This is a genomic window from Halalkalibacter suaedae (assembly GCF_017939705.1).
GTDB lineage: Bacteria > Bacillota > Bacilli > Bacillales > Bacillaceae_D > Halalkalibacter > Halalkalibacter suaedae.
In genome coordinates this window covers 645,645-661,664 of sequence record NZ_JAGKSQ010000001.1, presented here as the reverse complement: position 1 = coordinate 661,664, position 16,020 = coordinate 645,645, and the positions used below count along the sequence as shown (strand labels likewise).

The window sequence follows — 16,020 nt, the reverse complement described above, 5'->3', positions numbered from 1 at the left end:
AGTATATTCTAGGTAAAGTTCAAAGCAAATTCAAAAAAATTTAATATCTACAGGAGACAAAGTAATGAATAAAAACAAAGCAGCATTTTTTGATATTGATGGTACATTTTATCGTGACTCCTTACTAATTGAACATTTCAAAAGACTGATAAAATATGAGATCATTTCACCGTCTGTTTGGCATGAACAAGTGAAACATACGTTTCAGGATTGGGATAAACGTCAGGGTAATTATGATGTTTACTTACTTGACGTAAGCAAGATCTATGTTGAACATTTAACAAATGTATCAAGAGAAGATATTGAATTTATTGCAAAACAAGTGATTCGTCTTAAAGCAGATCGAGTATATAAATACACGAGGCAACAGATCAAATGGCATTTAGAAAATGGTGATAAAGTCATCTTCATTTCGGGAAGTCCTGATTTCCTCGTATCTAAGATGGCTGAAAAATACGATGCGACTGATTACTGTGGTTCAACCTATCACATCAATGAAGAGGGTTTCTTCACAGGTGATGTTAAGCCAATGTGGGATTCCATTAACAAAGAGAGAATGATCAAAGAGATGGCAGAAAAACATCAAATCGATCTCTCAAAAAGCTATGCATATGGCGATACAAATGGGGATCTAACGATGTTTAAAAGTGTAGGAAACCCTGTAGCGATTAACCCAGCGAAAGAATTGTTAACGGCTATCACAGAACAAGAGGATCTACGAGAAAAGACCCGGATTGTGATTGAAAGAAAAGACGTCATCTATCATATTAATCCTAAGACGAATCAAGTTGTATTTGATTAGAGACGAGGGAGAACCCGATCCTTATTTCAGTGAAAATGGGTCGGGATCTTTTTTTACACCAAACCTTCATTGCAGCAGATCAGTCAGAAAGACCATCGTAATAAACCCTAGGATGAACGTGAGTGTGGAAGCACGTTCATTTCCATCCCCGTGACTCTCAGGTATGAGCTCCTTATACACAACAAAAAGCATCGATCCCGCAGCAAAAGCGAGCCCGTACGGAACAATACTTTGAAAGCTCTCACCGAAAATAATTCCTACAAGGCCAGCAATAAGTTCAATGACCCCCGTCAACGACGCATAGAAAATAGATTTCAGACGGCTAATCTTTTGTGTGAGTAAAAATAGAGCAACGAGAAAGCCTTCAGGAATATTCTGTAATCCAATCGCAAACGAAACAAGTGGTCCAATACCAATCTCCTGACTGTGGCTAATGCCAACAGATAAGCCCTCAGGAACATTGTGAATGGACATCGCCACCAAGAATAACACAACGCTCGATTGACTTGTTGAATCGGATGAGTGGTTGAGATCATCATGAGGGATGATGCCCTCTAGCAAAGTCAGCACCAATGTACCAATTAGTATTCCGATTATTAAGATCGTCATATTCGAGAGCTTCAATGCCGACGGAATTAACCCGTAAGCAGATGCAGCGACCATAATCCCTGCTGTGTAGGCTAACATGATGTCTTTGCCCTTATGTGAAACATCTTTTATAAATAGCACAGGCAAAGCACCAAGGCTTGTACAAAGAGAAGAAATAATAATAGGCAGTACCATTTCGTCGCTCCTCTATTCGTTATGCTTCAATCTATGTTCAGCTTGTCAAAAAAATGTTTTAATTGATTTTTAAAAAAAGTTGTTCATGAGCAACAAACCTGCATAGACTCTAATTAGAGGTGATTAAAATGGAAAAGATAAAAGTGAAAAGTAGACCTAGTGAAAAACCAGAAATAAAGCTTTTAAAAAGTAGGACAAAACGACTCTTAATCACGTTAATTCCGATTGCTTTGGCTGTTTTAATTATGTATGGTGCGAGGTTTTAAAAGGGTTCCTGAGTAAGCATCGAGGAGGTTTTTGCTGAGAGAAGCGATAAGGATTGAACCTATTCATAGCTTTCTCTCTCCTCTTGCTCACTTACTAGCCGGATGCTTCTCTTTACTCGCCGTATTCACTACTTTACTCGCCAGATTCTAGCTTTCTCTCTCCTCTTGCTCACTTACTAGCCGGATGCTCCTCTTTACTCGCCGTATTCACTACTTTACTCGCCAGATTCTAGCTTTCTCTCTCCTCTTGCTCACTTACTAGCCGGATGCTCCTCTTTACTCGCCCCATTCACCACTTTATTCGCCGAACTCTACTCAACACGACTGAACTATCAACTTTAATTCTCGAATAATAATGACGGTATTTTCGGGAAAAATAATTACACAAAAGGAAAAAAATGTTAGAATTAAGTAGTTATTAGCAGTAACTGCATATCAGCTAGTGTAAAAACATGAGTAATGAAAGGAATCGCCTGAAAAATGAACAAGCTAACAATCGTTATTTACTTTACTTTTACTATATTTATGCTAGTAGGTTGTGGAAATACAGCTCAAGAAACGATAACAGATTCACCAGAAGATAATGCTTCTTTACCAGCAAAAGAAGCAAATTCTAATGAAACAGATCTCGCTACTAGTAAAGCAGAGGAGTCAGAAGCTGCGAACTCTTCAGAAGTTACAGTTACTTCTGAAACTGACTCACCTGAAAAAAAGAGCTTAAATGTGAGCATAAACGACCAGGGAGAAACATTATTTCAGTTTTCAAACGAACAAATTGAATACGCACGAGTATGGTTGCAACTAGGACCGAATCAAGAGATAGATGAATTGAATATTCGATTTATTCGAGCGGGCGAACCTCTAAATCCAGAAGATGAAACAAGTGCTAACTATCCAGAAGATGTTATTCAACTTGCAGGTTCTCGTTTAGTTGATGGATCTGTAACTTATAGTGGTAATGGTGATGGGACAATTAATGTTTATAATGTTCCGTTACGTTGGGATGGGCAATACCCTGCTGGTGAAGAATTTTACAGAGAGATTATCGAAAACACGAAGCTCGTGGAAGTGGATATAGGCGAAGATGAGGCAATCATTAAATTAATTAAATTGCAAAATGTCCAGAATTAAATTAGCTTTGCAGTAAATATGGAGGCGATCTAATGGGAGTTTATTATTTTATCATCCTTTTCATAGGTGTTTTCTTTGTTGTCGGAGCGGGGATGCAAGCATTTAAAAGTCTTTCAATGACTAAAAAAAGTAGTGTGTTTCTAGCTATCGGTGTCTCATTAATCGGTTTATCTATCTTTTTATTTTTACCAGAGAGTTCTGATATTATCGCTGAACTTTTGGGAATTGGATAATCAGGTGTAATGAATGTTGAGTATATTTTGCAATTTAGAATACTAGTTGTCGTCAATTGAGGTTTCTTTGTGGGAGCCTCTTTATTTTGGAATGCTATTAAACAGCACAGAATGGATCAGATATATCCCCAAGGGTGTGATTTTCAATGATAGATTATCTTAGTCAGATTTACAAGGATGTAAAAGTGAATTTAGAAAATTATTGGCCAGGTTTTAAAGCTGTTCCGTTTGCACTATATGATCAAAGCAATACATATGTATTCAATCACCCATCATTCAAACATCATCAACAAGACGAGTTTCAAATCTTAAACAGAGATGATCGATTTAACGGATGTACCTTAATTATGTTTGAGGGCTATCCAACAGCTATTGTAGATTTAGAATTGTATGATGAGTATGAAGAGGTTTATTCAATTCTCGTACATGAGTTATTTCACGGCTTTCAGTATGTTCAAGGGGAAAGAAGATTTCCAGATGAAGTGAAGGGAATTACCTATCCATTATCAAAAGAGAATGTAGAATGGCGACATCAGGAGAGGGTAAATCTCTTCCATGCGTTGTTAGAAAAAAATATGGAAAAGAAAAAACAATACTTAACTGCTTTTGTTGCTTTCAGAGAAAAAAGATCGATACATATTTCTGAGCATCTAGTGTATGAAACCTTTACCGAAACAGTTGAAGGACCTGCTTGGTATGTAGAATTTAAAGGGTATAGTGAGAAAAGTCGAGTATCCTATCATTCCGTCCTCCAAAAATATGGGGATAATTTAATCGATAGGTACGAATCCACTACCAATATCCGCAGGAGCTGTTATAGCTCAGGTTTATTTATGTGCTTGTTGTTGGATGAGTTGTCTCCAGGCTGGAAGGAGCAATTTTTTGAGACGAAGGGAACCTTGTATGACTTAGTTAAGCGGCTAGTGGATGACCCATTACATACACCAATAAAAGAGATAGACATCTCGAAGGAAACGGAGGATGTCATTAAGTTCACTCTAGAGGAGAGGTTAAAACAATTTGAAATATTTAATGATCAAGATGACATCGAACTTCATATTGTTGGTCAAATAATAGCTACAGCTTTTGACCCAATGAATATAATACCATTAGAGGACCGGCTGTTACATAAGAATTTTATAAAAATAAAGATGAATGATCACGAATATCTCCTGCAGCAACCTGTTATTGGGTATTGGAATGGTGGAATACACAATATGCATACATTACAGCTGACCTTAAAAACTAATCCTATAGAACAAAAGGATTCACTTATTATCGCAGGTGTTGGAGAGATAAAGGGAAAATATATGAAGCAAGGAAATAGATATCAGTTATTTGTAGATTAAAGCACGTGACGGGCAGCGGTTATAGGAGTGGCGAAAATTTAAGAACTGGAGGTAGATTCTTTGCAGAAAAAACAATTCATTTTTGGTTTTATCCTTGTGTTTTTCTTAGCTCTAAGCTCTGGCTGCACTAATTCAGAGCTGGAGAAGAAGCCAACAATTTCAATCGACTCCGACTCAGACTATGTAACTACCTTTAAGGATTTAAATTTAGGAGTATTATATGATTTTGATTTTAAATTACCGAATGCCGATAACAGCTGGGTAAATCTGTGGGTAGAAAGATACAATGATGGAAAGCTAGATTCTCAACCATTAACGCAATTATCATACGGTAACAGCCCGACTGAAATGGAAGAGGGACATTTGGGATTTGGAATCATCAACCCGAACTCCGAAGCCCCATTAGTGTTTCTGTACGGGCCTGGTGTAAGAACTCAACCATCAGTCATTGAAAAGGAATCTAAGACAATCATGGCAAGTGCTTGGGACTACGCGATTGGTAATGAAGATGTGGAGCTGGAGTTAGGTGAAACAACGATACTAGCGGCTTATCGGGAAACGGAAAGTAACTCATTCAGAACGGTTGATTTACAGGATGAGGAAGCAGTTAAGACAATGATTCAGCAAAATGATACGGTATTATTACTAAAAATAAAAATAGAAGAAGAACCGAGAAAATAAACTACATATCGGTTTGATGTGTAGTGGAGGAGCGACAACATGAATACCGAGATCTATTTTGTTCGACATGCTCATTCTGATTTTTCTTTAGAAAATGAAGAAACAAGGGGATTATCTCCTAAGGGCTGGGCTGATGCCCAAAAGGTAACAGAGATCATGATCAAGGAGAATATCGAACATATACGATCTAGCTCCTATGTCAGAGCAAGACAGACAGTTGAAGGGCTAGCCAACTACTTAGATCAAGAAATTGAATTAGATCCTAGTTTTGTTGAGAGGGATTTGGCATCAAGAGACCATCATTTTGATAAACCGCTTGAAGCAATGAAGTATGTATTTGATCATCCTACCTTTACATTTCCAGGCGGGGAATCCAATCAAGAAGTTACAGAAAGAGGAATAAGTGGTTTAAGAAATGCTGTTGCAAAATACCGTGGAAAAAAAGTTGCGATTGGTATACATGGAAATATTATGACATGTACATTAAGTTATTTTGATAAAAGGTTTAATTTCGATTTTTGGATGAATACGACAAAACCAGATATTTATAAAATAACGATAGATGATGAGTTTAATTTAGTAGGGTTTGAAAGACTATGGGGTATGAAATAGGATGTTTATGAGTGGAGGTAGGTAAATCGCTCATCTTCAATTATGGTTATACATAAAAAATGTCTCAAAAGGGAGCGACCCTTTTGAGACATCAACAGACTTTTATTGGATTTTACTTCCCCATATTGCAATACCTTCTTCAGATAGTGCAGTAAATGTCATGACTACAGCTTCAGCAGTTGGACTCCATTGCTCAAGAAATACACCTTTATAGGTTACTCCATCAATGGTTAATTCTGCAGAATTCTCATCTGTCAGTTTCCACTCACCTGAAACGTCACCGGAGATTGAATTATTTTTTTCTAACTCAATGCTTAATGATTCTTTCACTTCATCTGAAATTTCTTTTCCATGGTTGATAAAGCTATACTCACCACGGATCTCTTTTTCACTAACCTGAGCTAGAGATTCCTCAGTGTATCGATGTGGAGCAACGACTGGCCATCCATCTTCGTTCATAAACATTTGATGAACTCGAACTTGGTGAAATTCTCCTTCATCAGGAAAACGCGTATGGAAGATCAGGAACTGTTCATCTGTTTCCTCATCGTAATAGACTGAATTGTGACCAGGAGATACATATCCAGAGCTGATTTCCGTTTCTGGATTCGTGAACTCGAAGTTCCCCATTAGCTTCACGCCAAATGGTTCAATGGATCCATCATCAAAGACAGTACCAGCAGCACCTTTTACATCCGTCATTTCATTTCCAGCTGCATCATAATAAGGCCCATCTGGATTTTCTGAACGAACGACTCTCATGTTATACCCACCAATAGCATCTAGTCCACCATATGATAAGTACAGATAATAGTAATCTGTTTCAGGACTATATACCATGTACGGTGCCTCAATTCTACTATGGTCTCCGCCAAGTAGCTTCTTACCATACCCTTGACCTTCTAGAGGCATTCCTGTTGTTGCATCCATTTCTAAAATGAAAATCCCACCAGAGTAAGAACCATAAACCATCCAAAGCTTTCCGTCCTTATCAAAGAACGTATGTGGATCGACTACATTTGGGTGTACGGTCGCATTATAGACTTCAGGATAGAAAGCATCGTCGTAAGGAGTTCCGTCAACATCATCTTCTCCTGCACCCATTCCAGATTTCAGAATAATTCCTAAATCCTCATAAGGTCCTTCAATATTGTCTGAAACCGCAACCCCCATTGCTGACCTAGGAGAATCACCTCGACAAGCATTATAATACATGTAATAACGCCCATCTTCTAATTGTGTCACATCAGCTGCCCATAATGTATCTGTCTGTGCCCACTCAAAGGTTTCGCTTAATTCTTCCTTAACATTATCGAAAAGGCTGTTACTAGCGTCTGCACCATCGCCTTCAATTTGTTCCCAATTCATAAGATCATCTGTTTTAGCTGCTGCTAAGTGAGAGCCAAACACATAGTACGTGCCATCATCCTTGATAACGGATGGGTCATGTACGGATACATCCTCAAAAGAAGGAGTTTCTGCTTGATTCGTCTCGTTGGAATTGTCGCTACACCCACCGAGTAAAGCAAAAGTAGTTACAAGTCCCAAAACAGTAAGCTTACTATAGAGTCGTTTCTTTTTATTCATTGTTCCCTCCAACCTCCTTATACGTATAAGTAAATAATAAAAGTGTGCGAAAAGTGGTACGTATAACTTTAAGCGCTTTCAGTATTACTCTAACGTATATTTTGTAATCTTGCAATTAGTATCTATAGATTTAGCTCATTTTGTCTTTTTAATTAAAAACAGTTACTGTATCTGACACCGCTCGCCTAGATATTAAACTGATCTATATCTACTGTGTTGACAATATGTCAACACTATAATACTTTTAAAGTACAAGAGTTCACTAGAAAGGAGAGCTAATATGGAAGAGAACTATAATGAATTAGGCTTGCTATTGAAGGGATTGCTAAAAGAGCAATCTTTATCGATGAGGAAATTAAGCCAAATAACAGGGATTGATCCTGCGGTGATTTCGAAAATTATTAATGGAAAGCGAAAGGCGACTCCAGATCATTTAGAGAAATTTGCGGAACAACTTCCGATTTCAATCACGAAATTGTATAAGGCTTCTGGTTATCCTGTAGATCGCAAGCAGTCGGATCTTTCTGAGTCTGTTGACCATATACATTTGCTCTTGGAAACTAGCAATTTTGTCGATAGAGAGTTTCGGGTAGAAGAGGTGAAAAATGAATTAACAAAATACCAACACCTCGCTCTAAAAGAAGAGGGGACTCAAATGGTACTTGGACAGTTTGAGGAGAAGATGGAGAAGGTGGGTAGTGTTGGCCCTTTTATTCATCACCTAAAGAATATGTATGAGCGGTTCTCGAAGAAAAATGGTTCAAAGAGAGAACTTGCTTTGATGGGGGGAGCACTTCTCTACTTTATCGTAGCTGTTGACTGCATACCTGATTATCTTTTTCCTGTTGGATATATAGATGATGCATTTGTCATCAATTTGGTACTAAATGGACTTTCGATCAAGAAATTTTAACTTGTTAAAAGGATGGAGAAAAGTATGAGGAGAATAGATAAAAAGCAAAAACGTAAAAGTAAACTTGTTAAGAAACTATTGGTTGGATTTTGTCTAATGTTGATGGCGGGTGCCGCGTATTTTGTCTATCAATACCAAGAGGGAGTCAGCATGGCAGAGCCCGTCGATACGCAGGTACAAGAATATGAGTTCCATGGAGAAAAGACCCTCGATGACAAGGTTAATGTTTTGCTGCTTGGAATTGATGCTCGCGAGGAAGAAGGGCAGTCGCGAACAGACTCTATTATGGTAGCGCAATATGATCCTAAGGAAGGGTCAGCCAAACTCATTTCAATTATGCGGGATATTTACACAGAAATTCCTGGATATAAGAATTACAAAATCAATACTGCCTTCTTTCTGGGAGGGCCGGAATTGCTGCGTGAAACGTTGAAAAACAACTTTGATCTTGATATTGAATATTACGCGACTATCGATTTTAAAGGCTTTGAAAAAATGGTCGATGTTCTTGCTCCAAATGGTATTGAAATTGATGTAGAGAAAAAGATGTCTGCAAATATAGGAGTCTCTCTTGAGGCTGGACAACAAAAATTGAACGGGAAGGAGCTATTGGGATATGCACGTTTCCGTAAGGATGCAGAATCTGATTTCGGTCGGGTCAGACGTCAGCAGCAGATCATTAATGAAATGAAGAATGAACTCCTAAGTACAAATGGCGTACTAAGGCTTCCTAAGATGATTGGTGCTGTCCAACCATATATCCAAACGAATATTCAAGGTCAAGATTTACTTAGTTTTATAAAAGATATCGCGATACAGCGACCAGATAAAATAGAAACACTAACCATTCCGATTGACAACTCTTATCAGGATGTAAGATATGAGGGGGTAGGGCTAGCACTTGATATTGATTTTGAGAAAAATAAAGACGCCATACAGTCTTTTTTAAAAGGCGACTCTACCATGGAGCTTTCAGCAGAAGACAGTGGCAATGAATAAAAAATAACGATAAGCTGTGAATCGAACTTAAAAAAGTACAAAAAGGATGGAGAAAGCTCTCCATCCTTTTAACATGTTACATATTCTTTTTTATTACTAAGCTAAGCTAATCATCAAATTACCATACTGGAACAGCAATTTGAGAACCAACAGTTAGTGATCTGTGATCAACATTTGGATTTGCTTCGATTAAGTCTTCAACCGTTACACCATCATAGGCATTGGCAATTTCGAAATAGGTATTACCAGGTTGAATTGTGTGATAGACAACATCAGTAGAACTATTGTCATTACTATGATCAGCAACTGCAACTTCAGAACCAATCATTAGATTATATGGATCAATTCCCGGATTCATCTCGTACAGATCATTTAGTGTTACACCATCATATACACTAGCAATCCCTGAAAGAGTGTTACCAGGTTGAACGGTGTGTGTAACGACATCTCCGCTTTGATTGTTGTTACCTTCAGCATTGACTTGAATTTCTGTTCCGATTGGAATGGCACGTGGATCTAAATCACCATTCATCTCCATTAATTCTTCTACTGTGACATCATGTTCTTGTGCGATTCCCCACAAGGTGTCACCTGATTCTACTGTCGTGGCGGCACTAGCAGAAAAGCTTGTCGTTCCGAGTACCATTCCCATTGCGAGAGTCGGTGCTAGAATTTTCGTTGATTTTTTCATGTCTAATTCCTCCTTAATAGTAGCGTCTACTTTATGCATACCTTGTCATCGATGTTACTAAACATGATTAGACAAATTCCTCTAAAAAAATCTCATAATCTACTGATTGGGTTTCTTCTATCCCTGTCTGTGGTAGTGATACAAGAGGGATAAAAAGTAGGAGGGATGTTTATATGTTAAAAACAAAAGCTCGGGTCATTCTATATGTCGTTGCAGCTGTCCTATTGATTGCTGGTTGCTCTTCGTCTGAGTCATCATCATCTGGAATGACAGTTGAAGTAGAAGGGGTCGACTTTGCATTTGAACCAAGTGAAGTGACAATTCCACAGGGTGAAGAAGTTACACTCACTCTAACGAATAATGGCAGTATTTTTCATAATTTACTTATTGATAATGTTGAAACTGAAGAGGGGCAGCAGGATATCGTATTAGAAGCAGAGGTGAACGAAGAGGATTCGATTACATTTACAGCAACGGAAGCAGGCACATACGAAATCTATTGCGATGAAGTAGGGCATGAAAGTATGACAGGGACATTAATTGTTGAATAATCGTAAGTGAAAAGAAGCATCTTCCCCTAGTAGGGAAGATGCTTTAGTTTGTCGAAAAGTCTTTATGGCGGGGCTTTCGGGCAAGCTCTCATGCTAGGTGCTTCGACTCCGCTACCGGGGGAAGGAGTGAGAGTCTTTTCTCCTACCCTAAACAGAAGCATGATTTACTTTGGAGCAACCTAAAAAGGATAGAAATAAATTCAATGCCGGACATGCTTCTTTCCACTGTTATAGACCGAAATACATAAAATTACAAATGAGGCTGTGACTTAACTAAATTGGCTGACTAGAATACCGAACAAAGTAGTTTAGCGGATGAATTATACGTACACTCCTGCGGGATGCAAAAGCGAGGCCACTGATAAACGTCACTTTTTGAGTTTTTATTTGGAGTAAAAATAGGAGAACAGGAAAAAGTGAGCCATATTATGGATAATCTAGACCTGTGTCCTTATTTATTTTCTCTCTTTTTCATTTAGAACAAGAAGCTGCGGGTTTGCCTCAGCTTCATCTACTACCTTCTGATAATAGGTTAGAGCTTCATCCTCGTTGTGTGAGTTAGGCGTGTCGAAAGTTTATCTTTCAACGAAGAATCTAGTTATCCAATGCTTTTTGAAGTTTTTTGCATTTCTCACAGGTTCCGCAAGATTTTGAAGTGGATCTGTGTAGTATGTGGAATCCACTAACAATGCTTTTATGGTTAACACGCCTTATTTGAGCACTTCATAAAAAAGTTTTGATATTCTCTTGATATTCATTGTTAAGAGCGGAGAAATTCGATCTCCGCTTTCATCTAAGCGGACGGGATGGGAGGGCCGACTCCTGCAGGATGGAAAGGGCAAGGTGGAAATCCACCGGCTTAGCCGGTTAGTTCCACGCCCTCCTGCGGAAAGCGTGCCCCCTATCCCGGTAGCGTGTTCGAAGCGACTTTTTACGGCCACTTTCTTTAAATGCCAATAACCTGTCGGCCGTCTCGCTTCACGAGACTTGGTCGACAGGTTGAGAGTTTGATGATATCGACTTTTCACTGCCTGAAAAATCAACACTTTTTTAGAGACCTCATGCAAAAGCCAGAGGCTCGAGGAGGCTCACCGGCTTCCCGCGGAAAGCGAAGTATATTTCAGGAGGGGTGTCCGTCCACTATCTATCTTTGTTTGGATTTTAAAACGGTTCGGACAGCTTTGTCACGCCTCTTTGTCTAATGCTTGAAATATACTCCAAGCAGAGAAGATGTTTTTCTCTAAGCGTAATTTTCTTGGCGTTCAATTGATCCGTCTTGCCTGTGTATGATCAACTGTGTTTCTTGATTGCTTGCAATCGATTTCGCTTTCTTAAGTGCTTCCTCTTTGGTAGAAAAAACAAAACTCGCTTTTTTCGCGTGCTCTTCCTTAATGGCCCAACCATCTGAATGTGGGATAAGATGCTGAGGGGGTTGTTCTGCTCCGGCCCATTTCTCAGCTTGAGAGATCGCAATCGGAATAGCTCGTCCCTCCGCGTAGCCTTCCTCTGTTAGACGGTTTGCAATATCAATCGCCTTTTTCTTAATCGGTCCTTCAAGATTTTTCATTGAATCAGGATAATCATTCATATCCCAAGGCATGGTATCACTCCTTACAAAATAGTTAGTTATCTATTCCCGTACGAACGCCACGGCAAACCTTTAGAAAAAGACTACCGAAAAGAGGGGATCCTCTAACTCGGTAGTCTTAACAATTAGTGCTGAGTTCTTTGGTTTGATTCATCATCCGAATCTTGACTCATTTTATTGCTGATTGTGTTAATTTCCTCTTCGACTACTTTCTTGATCTCTTGCCCCATTTCCATCTCTTCCTTCATCATCACTCGTACCATTTCTCTTAAATCGTCGACTGTGATGTTTTCTTTAGATGGAGCACTTTTTAGCAAGCTAGATGCTTCATTAATTAATTGCTCGCTTCGTTCTCTAACTGTCTTTGAGACATTTGAAGAGCTTTCGTTAATTAGGCTTGATAGCTCAGACATTTTTGTTTTAAATTCGTAGGCAATATCTTCTGTCTTTGCTTTGCCTAGAACGATTTGATTGCTAATATCTTCTCTTAGTTCTTCCCCTGGCTTTGGAGCCGTTAGTAATGCAGCTGTAGCCCCCACAACACCACCAACGACCGTTCCGATTGCAACACCTTTTTGACTTTTCATTACAAAACCAACTCCTTTTTTAAGTGTGTAGTACCCTATAACCTTAATTAGGAGTTGTGAAACATCAAGTTTGTTTTTCCTGACTCTTTGTGAAGTCTTTCTTAAAGAACCAAGCGTATAGGAGACCTGCAAAAAATAGGAATCCGCCATAGCCAACAGCTGGATATAAGTAGGTAACCAATGCCGAGAAGCCTACCTGGCTCACAGCGAATGCAGCAATCGTCGTTCCGATAATTACCCATACTCGGTATTTCTGATCAATAAAGGTCATACGTGAGACGAAGCCGAATAAATTGCTAACAGCTGTTGAAAATACAGCTGCAAATAAGACGATCGCAAAAATAATTTGAATAATGGGAGAGATCAATGAAGCGATAAAAATCATTGGAACCTCAATTGAAGCAACCTCTGAAATATTCGAAAGGACACTAAAGTATATGGCAAGCACACCTAGTCCTAATCCACCTGCACCAAGGAGAGCGCCCCATAAAAGAGTCGATTGCTTCTCGGCATTTGCTCCCATCGGTGCTAAAATAGCTACAGCGATAACGAGGTTAAAGGAAGCATAATTGAGTGCTGCGACAATCCAATTAGGTGCCGCACCGACGAGCCCATTGGTGACATTCATATCAGCGAATGTGATTGGACTGCGAAAAATACCGTATATCGCAATAAAAAGCACAGCAATTAATAATGCAGGAACAACAAGGCTAATCGCATTAATAACGCCTTTCATTCCTTTAATAACAGTGAACAAAGAGAGGAATGCCATTAAAATGGTGCCCCACCATGCCGACAGGTGAAACTGTTCAACGAAAATTGCTCCTGCCCCTGCAATCATTGCAGCCAAAGCACCAAATAAGAAAACAGTAATAATTAAATCAATGATCGCACCTAAATACTTCCCATTTGAATACTGCACAACTTCAACATAGGATGTTGCACTAAGAGCACGACCAATGCTAAGAATCATATAACCGAATACGAAGAAGAGAACCGTTGCTAAGAGGATTCCCCATAGCCCATATATACCAAAGGCACTAAAAAATTGCAGAACTTCCTGACCTGAGGCAAAACCAGCTCCAACGATGGTGCCAATAAATGTCGCTGCAATTTTTAAAGCATTAAGATGTTCAGGACGTTTAGCCATAAAAACACCACCAATGTGATTATTTGTTAATGAGCTTAGTGTAGACAACTGTTGATTGTTTTATAATTTGCCGGATTGAAGCGAAGTCATGGAAGGATGTGAGTATAGTGAAGAAAACATATTTAATCAATATAGAGATCTATTTAGAAATCGAGGTAATAGAGCAAGGTTATGTCAGCATTTTAAATGAGAAGATTCACTCATTTGGGAAAATGGCTGGTATACAACTAGAACCAACAGCTGTCGTGATTGACTTTAAAAATGAAGCAAAGCTGATCCCTGGCTTAATAGATGTCCATATTCATGGTGCGGCTGGGGCTGATGTAATGGACGGAACAAAAGAATCCCTTCTCACCTTAGCTAGTTATTTACCTTCAGAAGGGACGACTAGTTTTCTAGCGACAACGATGACTCACACCGAGGAGGCTATTGAGCAATCGTTGGGAACAATCGCAGAATACATGAACATCCAAAAGCCTGAAGACGGAGCGGAAATGCTAGGAGTTCATTTAGAAGGCCCCTTTATTTCAGAATCTCACGCTGGAGCACAGCCTGCCATTGCTATTATGGCACCAGAGGTTCCTCTATTTAAAAGATGGCAAACCATTTCAGGCAACCAAATTAAGCTCGTAACATTAGCTCCGGAGAAAGCAGGAGCAACTGAGCTAATCCGTTATTTAAAAGATACAGATGTTGTTGCGTCAGTTGGTCATTCAAATGCTCGGTATGAGGAGGTTGTTGCGGAAGTTGAAAATGGCCTATCTCATGTCACTCATTTGTATAATGCGATGAGCGGCTTTCATCATCGTGAGCCAGGTGTCGTTGGAGCTGCATTCCTTCATCCTAATTTAATGGTTGAAGTTATTGCCGATGGGATCCATGTCCATCCACAGGCAATAGATATGGCTTATCAGCAAAAGGGCAAAGACGGCATCATCTTAATAACGGACTCGATTCGAGCGAAGTCTCTAGAAGACGGTGTGTATCTACTAGGAGGACAAGACGTCTATGTGCATGGCAAAAAGGCGACTCTAAAAGACGGAACTCTTGCCGGAAGTACATTAAGGATGAGAGACGCAATAGCAAACTTCATGGAATTCACAGGCTGTTCGCTCCAAGAAAGTGTCCAAATGGCTTCACTAAATCCGGCTAAGCAACTAGGTCTCGACCATCTTAAAGGGAGCATAGCAGAAGGGAAGGACGCAGATCTAGTCGTGTTAGATAATAGAAATGAGGTAAGGATGACGATTTGTCGGGGGATGGTTGTGTTTCAGAGGGATAAGGATGGAGAAATCTATTAAAAAGCTTTTATTCTTATTGGATTGGACTAAATTTACAAACTATTAATATTTTCTCAACGTTACCTTGATATTCCTCTGGTAGTATAAGATTTGTAGCAGAGGTACGAAGGAGGTTTTGGTTTAGTTATGTCGATTTTACATAGAATTGGCCAGAAACCTATTATTGCAGCACTTCGCTCACCTGCTGAAGTAGAGAGTGCCATACAGAGTTCGATCGATAATATCTTTTTCATGGGTGGAAGTATTCAAGAGATTATAAAAGCAGTTGAGATTGCTAAGCAAGCGAATAAAGGGACATTTATTCATGTGGATTTAATTCGAGGCTTATCTAGTACTGATACAGAAGCTATTCAATTTATCGCCGATTATGTTGGGGCAGATGGCATCGTCACCCCGAAAAAACACTTAATCCGTGAAGCGAAGAAGGCTGGCTTATTTGCGATACTTCATCTTTTTGTGCTAGATTCATTAGCACTAGAAAGTGGATTTAAGTCTATTAAGTCTGCTGAGCCTGACGCCATAGAGTTAATGCCAGGAGTCATCCCTAAAACAATCCAACGTTTTAGCGAGCAGCTAGAGGACATTCCTATTATTGCGAGTGGGTTGATTCAATCAAAAGAAGAAGTAATAGCAAGTCTAGAGTCTGGTGCCACGTCATTATCCGTTAGTGGTAAGGATCTTTGGTCGCTGACGTTTCAAGATCTGCTCTAATAATTTCATAATAACTGTTTTCAATGTATAAGCGAGTGATGAAGAGATAGCACATACATTGGAGAACGCCCAAAGGTTATTTGGT

General features: G+C 39.2%; 18 protein-coding genes. 12 read left to right on the top strand and 6 right to left on the bottom strand.

Going from position 1 to position 16,020, the window contains the following annotated elements; genetic code table 11:
- Nucleotides 1-64: 64 nt before the first annotated feature.
- Nucleotides 65-802, top strand: a complete 738-nt coding sequence (locus J7W16_RS03170; protein WP_210595733.1) for an HAD family hydrolase — start codon at nt 65-67, stop codon at nt 800-802.
- Nucleotides 803-868: 66 nt separating this feature from the next.
- Here the strand turns inward: J7W16_RS03170 and J7W16_RS03165 are convergent, their stop codons facing one another.
- Nucleotides 869-1,585 (bottom strand): ZIP family metal transporter, encoded by a 717-nt coding sequence (locus tag J7W16_RS03165; RefSeq protein ID WP_210595732.1) that lies wholly within the window; start codon nt 1,583-1,585, stop codon nt 869-871.
- Nucleotides 1,586-1,713: 128 nt separating this feature from the next.
- Between J7W16_RS03165 and J7W16_RS03160 the strand changes: the two genes are divergently transcribed.
- The 6 genes from J7W16_RS03160 to J7W16_RS03135 all read left to right on the top strand — a co-directional run bounded on the left by J7W16_RS03160 (nt 1,714) and on the right by J7W16_RS03135 (nt 5,857).
- Nucleotides 1,714-1,851 (top strand): hypothetical protein, encoded by a 138-nt coding sequence (locus J7W16_RS03160; RefSeq protein ID WP_210595731.1) that lies wholly within the window; start codon nt 1,714-1,716, stop codon nt 1,849-1,851.
- A 480-nt stretch (nt 1,852-2,331) separates the two neighbouring features.
- Nucleotides 2,332-2,982: a hypothetical protein gene (locus J7W16_RS03155; RefSeq protein WP_210595730.1), complete on the top strand. Its 651-nt coding sequence runs from the start codon at nt 2,332-2,334 to the stop codon at nt 2,980-2,982.
- A gap of 32 nt (nt 2,983-3,014) precedes the next feature.
- On the top strand, nt 3,015-3,215 hold the full coding sequence (locus J7W16_RS03150) for a hypothetical protein (RefSeq protein ID WP_210595729.1): 201 nt from the start codon (nt 3,015-3,017) through the stop codon (nt 3,213-3,215).
- A 146-nt stretch (nt 3,216-3,361) separates the two neighbouring features.
- The gene (locus tag J7W16_RS03145) at nt 3,362-4,564 is read left to right on the top strand and encodes a hypothetical protein (protein ID WP_210595728.1); all 1,203 of its coding nucleotides are present in this window, start codon (nt 3,362-3,364) and stop codon (nt 4,562-4,564) included.
- Nucleotides 4,565-4,624: 60 nt separating this feature from the next.
- On the top strand, nt 4,625-5,245 hold the full coding sequence (locus tag J7W16_RS03140; protein WP_210595727.1) for a hypothetical protein: 621 nt from the start codon (nt 4,625-4,627) through the stop codon (nt 5,243-5,245).
- Nucleotides 5,246-5,284: 39 nt separating this feature from the next.
- The gene (locus J7W16_RS03135) at nt 5,285-5,857 is read left to right on the top strand and encodes a histidine phosphatase family protein (protein WP_210595726.1); all 573 of its coding nucleotides are present in this window, start codon (nt 5,285-5,287) and stop codon (nt 5,855-5,857) included.
- A gap of 102 nt (nt 5,858-5,959) precedes the next feature.
- Here the strand turns inward: J7W16_RS03135 and J7W16_RS03130 are convergent, their stop codons facing one another.
- Nucleotides 5,960-7,444, bottom strand: coding sequence for an arabinan endo-1,5-alpha-L-arabinosidase AbnB (locus J7W16_RS03130; RefSeq protein WP_210595725.1), 1,485 nt, complete (start codon nt 7,442-7,444; stop codon nt 5,960-5,962).
- 280 nt (nt 7,445-7,724) lie between these two features.
- On the opposite strand from J7W16_RS03130, the gene J7W16_RS03125 reads away from it, so the two are divergent.
- Nucleotides 7,725-8,357, top strand: coding sequence for a helix-turn-helix domain-containing protein (locus J7W16_RS03125; RefSeq protein WP_210595724.1), 633 nt, complete (start codon nt 7,725-7,727; stop codon nt 8,355-8,357).
- Nucleotides 8,358-8,381: 24 nt separating this feature from the next.
- Entirely contained in the window at nt 8,382-9,356 is a 975-nt protein-coding gene (locus tag J7W16_RS03120) for an LCP family protein (protein WP_210595723.1), read from the top strand.
- 118 nt (nt 9,357-9,474) lie between these two features.
- On the opposite strand, the gene J7W16_RS03115 is transcribed toward J7W16_RS03120, so the two are convergent.
- Nucleotides 9,475-10,047 carry a LysM peptidoglycan-binding domain-containing protein gene (locus tag J7W16_RS03115; protein ID WP_210595722.1) on the bottom strand — a complete coding sequence of 191 codons (573 nt, stop codon included), beginning with the start codon at nt 10,045-10,047 and terminating at the stop codon, nt 9,475-9,477.
- 173 nt (nt 10,048-10,220) lie between these two features.
- On the opposite strand from J7W16_RS03115, the gene J7W16_RS03110 reads away from it, so the two are divergent.
- The gene (locus J7W16_RS03110; RefSeq protein WP_210595721.1) at nt 10,221-10,598 is read left to right on the top strand and encodes a cupredoxin domain-containing protein; all 378 of its coding nucleotides are present in this window, start codon (nt 10,221-10,223) and stop codon (nt 10,596-10,598) included.
- A 1,240-nt stretch (nt 10,599-11,838) separates the two neighbouring features.
- Here the strand turns inward: J7W16_RS03110 and J7W16_RS03105 are convergent.
- The 3 genes from J7W16_RS03105 to J7W16_RS03095 form a co-directional block, all read right to left on the bottom strand.
- Nucleotides 11,839-12,198: a DUF2188 domain-containing protein gene (locus tag J7W16_RS03105; protein ID WP_210595720.1), complete on the bottom strand. Its 360-nt coding sequence runs from the start codon at nt 12,196-12,198 to the stop codon at nt 11,839-11,841.
- Between the two features lie 113 nt (nt 12,199-12,311).
- Nucleotides 12,312-12,773: a YtxH domain-containing protein gene (locus tag J7W16_RS03100; protein ID WP_210595719.1), complete on the bottom strand. Its 462-nt coding sequence runs from the start codon at nt 12,771-12,773 to the stop codon at nt 12,312-12,314.
- Between the two features lie 64 nt (nt 12,774-12,837).
- Nucleotides 12,838-13,923, bottom strand: coding sequence for a YkvI family membrane protein (locus J7W16_RS03095; RefSeq protein WP_210595718.1), 1,086 nt, complete (start codon nt 13,921-13,923; stop codon nt 12,838-12,840).
- Between the two features lie 107 nt (nt 13,924-14,030).
- On the opposite strand from J7W16_RS03095, the gene nagA reads away from it, so the two are divergent.
- Together nagA and J7W16_RS03085 are read left to right on the top strand one after the other, a co-directional pair.
- Nucleotides 14,031-15,224 carry an N-acetylglucosamine-6-phosphate deacetylase gene (nagA, locus tag J7W16_RS03090; protein WP_346726892.1) on the top strand — a complete coding sequence of 398 codons (1,194 nt, stop codon included), beginning with the start codon at nt 14,031-14,033 and terminating at the stop codon, nt 15,222-15,224.
- A 126-nt stretch (nt 15,225-15,350) separates the two neighbouring features.
- Nucleotides 15,351-15,935 carry a glycerol-3-phosphate responsive antiterminator gene (locus J7W16_RS03085; protein ID WP_210595716.1) on the top strand — a complete coding sequence of 195 codons (585 nt, stop codon included), beginning with the start codon at nt 15,351-15,353 and terminating at the stop codon, nt 15,933-15,935.
- Nucleotides 15,936-16,020 lie beyond the last annotated feature (85 nt).

Bases quoted from the DNA above. Each gene is read 5' to 3' on its own strand.
- J7W16_RS03125 (WP_210595724.1), top strand. From the start codon at position 7,725: ATGGAAGAGAACTATAATGAATTAGGCTTGCTATTGAAGGGATTGCTA.
- J7W16_RS03105 (WP_210595720.1), bottom strand. From the start codon at position 12,198: ATGCCTTGGGATATGAATGATTATCCTGATTCAATGAAAAATCTTGAA.
- J7W16_RS03115 (WP_210595722.1), bottom strand. From the start codon at position 10,047: ATGAAAAAATCAACGAAAATTCTAGCACCGACTCTCGCAATGGGAATG.
- J7W16_RS03145 (WP_210595728.1), top strand. From the start codon at position 3,362: ATGATAGATTATCTTAGTCAGATTTACAAGGATGTAAAAGTGAATTTA.
- J7W16_RS03170 (WP_210595733.1), top strand. From the start codon at position 65: ATGAATAAAAACAAAGCAGCATTTTTTGATATTGATGGTACATTTTAT.
- J7W16_RS03095 (WP_210595718.1), bottom strand. From the start codon at position 13,923: ATGGCTAAACGTCCTGAACATCTTAATGCTTTAAAAATTGCAGCGACA.
- J7W16_RS03100 (WP_210595719.1), bottom strand. From the start codon at position 12,773: ATGAAAAGTCAAAAAGGTGTTGCAATCGGAACGGTCGTTGGTGGTGTT.
- J7W16_RS03110 (WP_210595721.1), top strand. From the start codon at position 10,221: ATGTTAAAAACAAAAGCTCGGGTCATTCTATATGTCGTTGCAGCTGTC.
- J7W16_RS03135 (WP_210595726.1), top strand. From the start codon at position 5,285: ATGAATACCGAGATCTATTTTGTTCGACATGCTCATTCTGATTTTTCT.
- J7W16_RS03120 (WP_210595723.1), top strand. From the start codon at position 8,382: ATGAGGAGAATAGATAAAAAGCAAAAACGTAAAAGTAAACTTGTTAAG.
- J7W16_RS03155 (WP_210595730.1), top strand. From the start codon at position 2,332: ATGAACAAGCTAACAATCGTTATTTACTTTACTTTTACTATATTTATG.
- J7W16_RS03160 (WP_210595731.1), top strand. From the start codon at position 1,714: ATGGAAAAGATAAAAGTGAAAAGTAGACCTAGTGAAAAACCAGAAATA.
- J7W16_RS03130 (WP_210595725.1), bottom strand. From the start codon at position 7,444: ATGAATAAAAAGAAACGACTCTATAGTAAGCTTACTGTTTTGGGACTT.
- J7W16_RS03085 (WP_210595716.1), top strand. From the start codon at position 15,351: ATGTCGATTTTACATAGAATTGGCCAGAAACCTATTATTGCAGCACTT.
- J7W16_RS03150 (WP_210595729.1), top strand. From the start codon at position 3,015: ATGGGAGTTTATTATTTTATCATCCTTTTCATAGGTGTTTTCTTTGTT.
- J7W16_RS03165 (WP_210595732.1), bottom strand. From the start codon at position 1,585: ATGGTACTGCCTATTATTATTTCTTCTCTTTGTACAAGCCTTGGTGCT.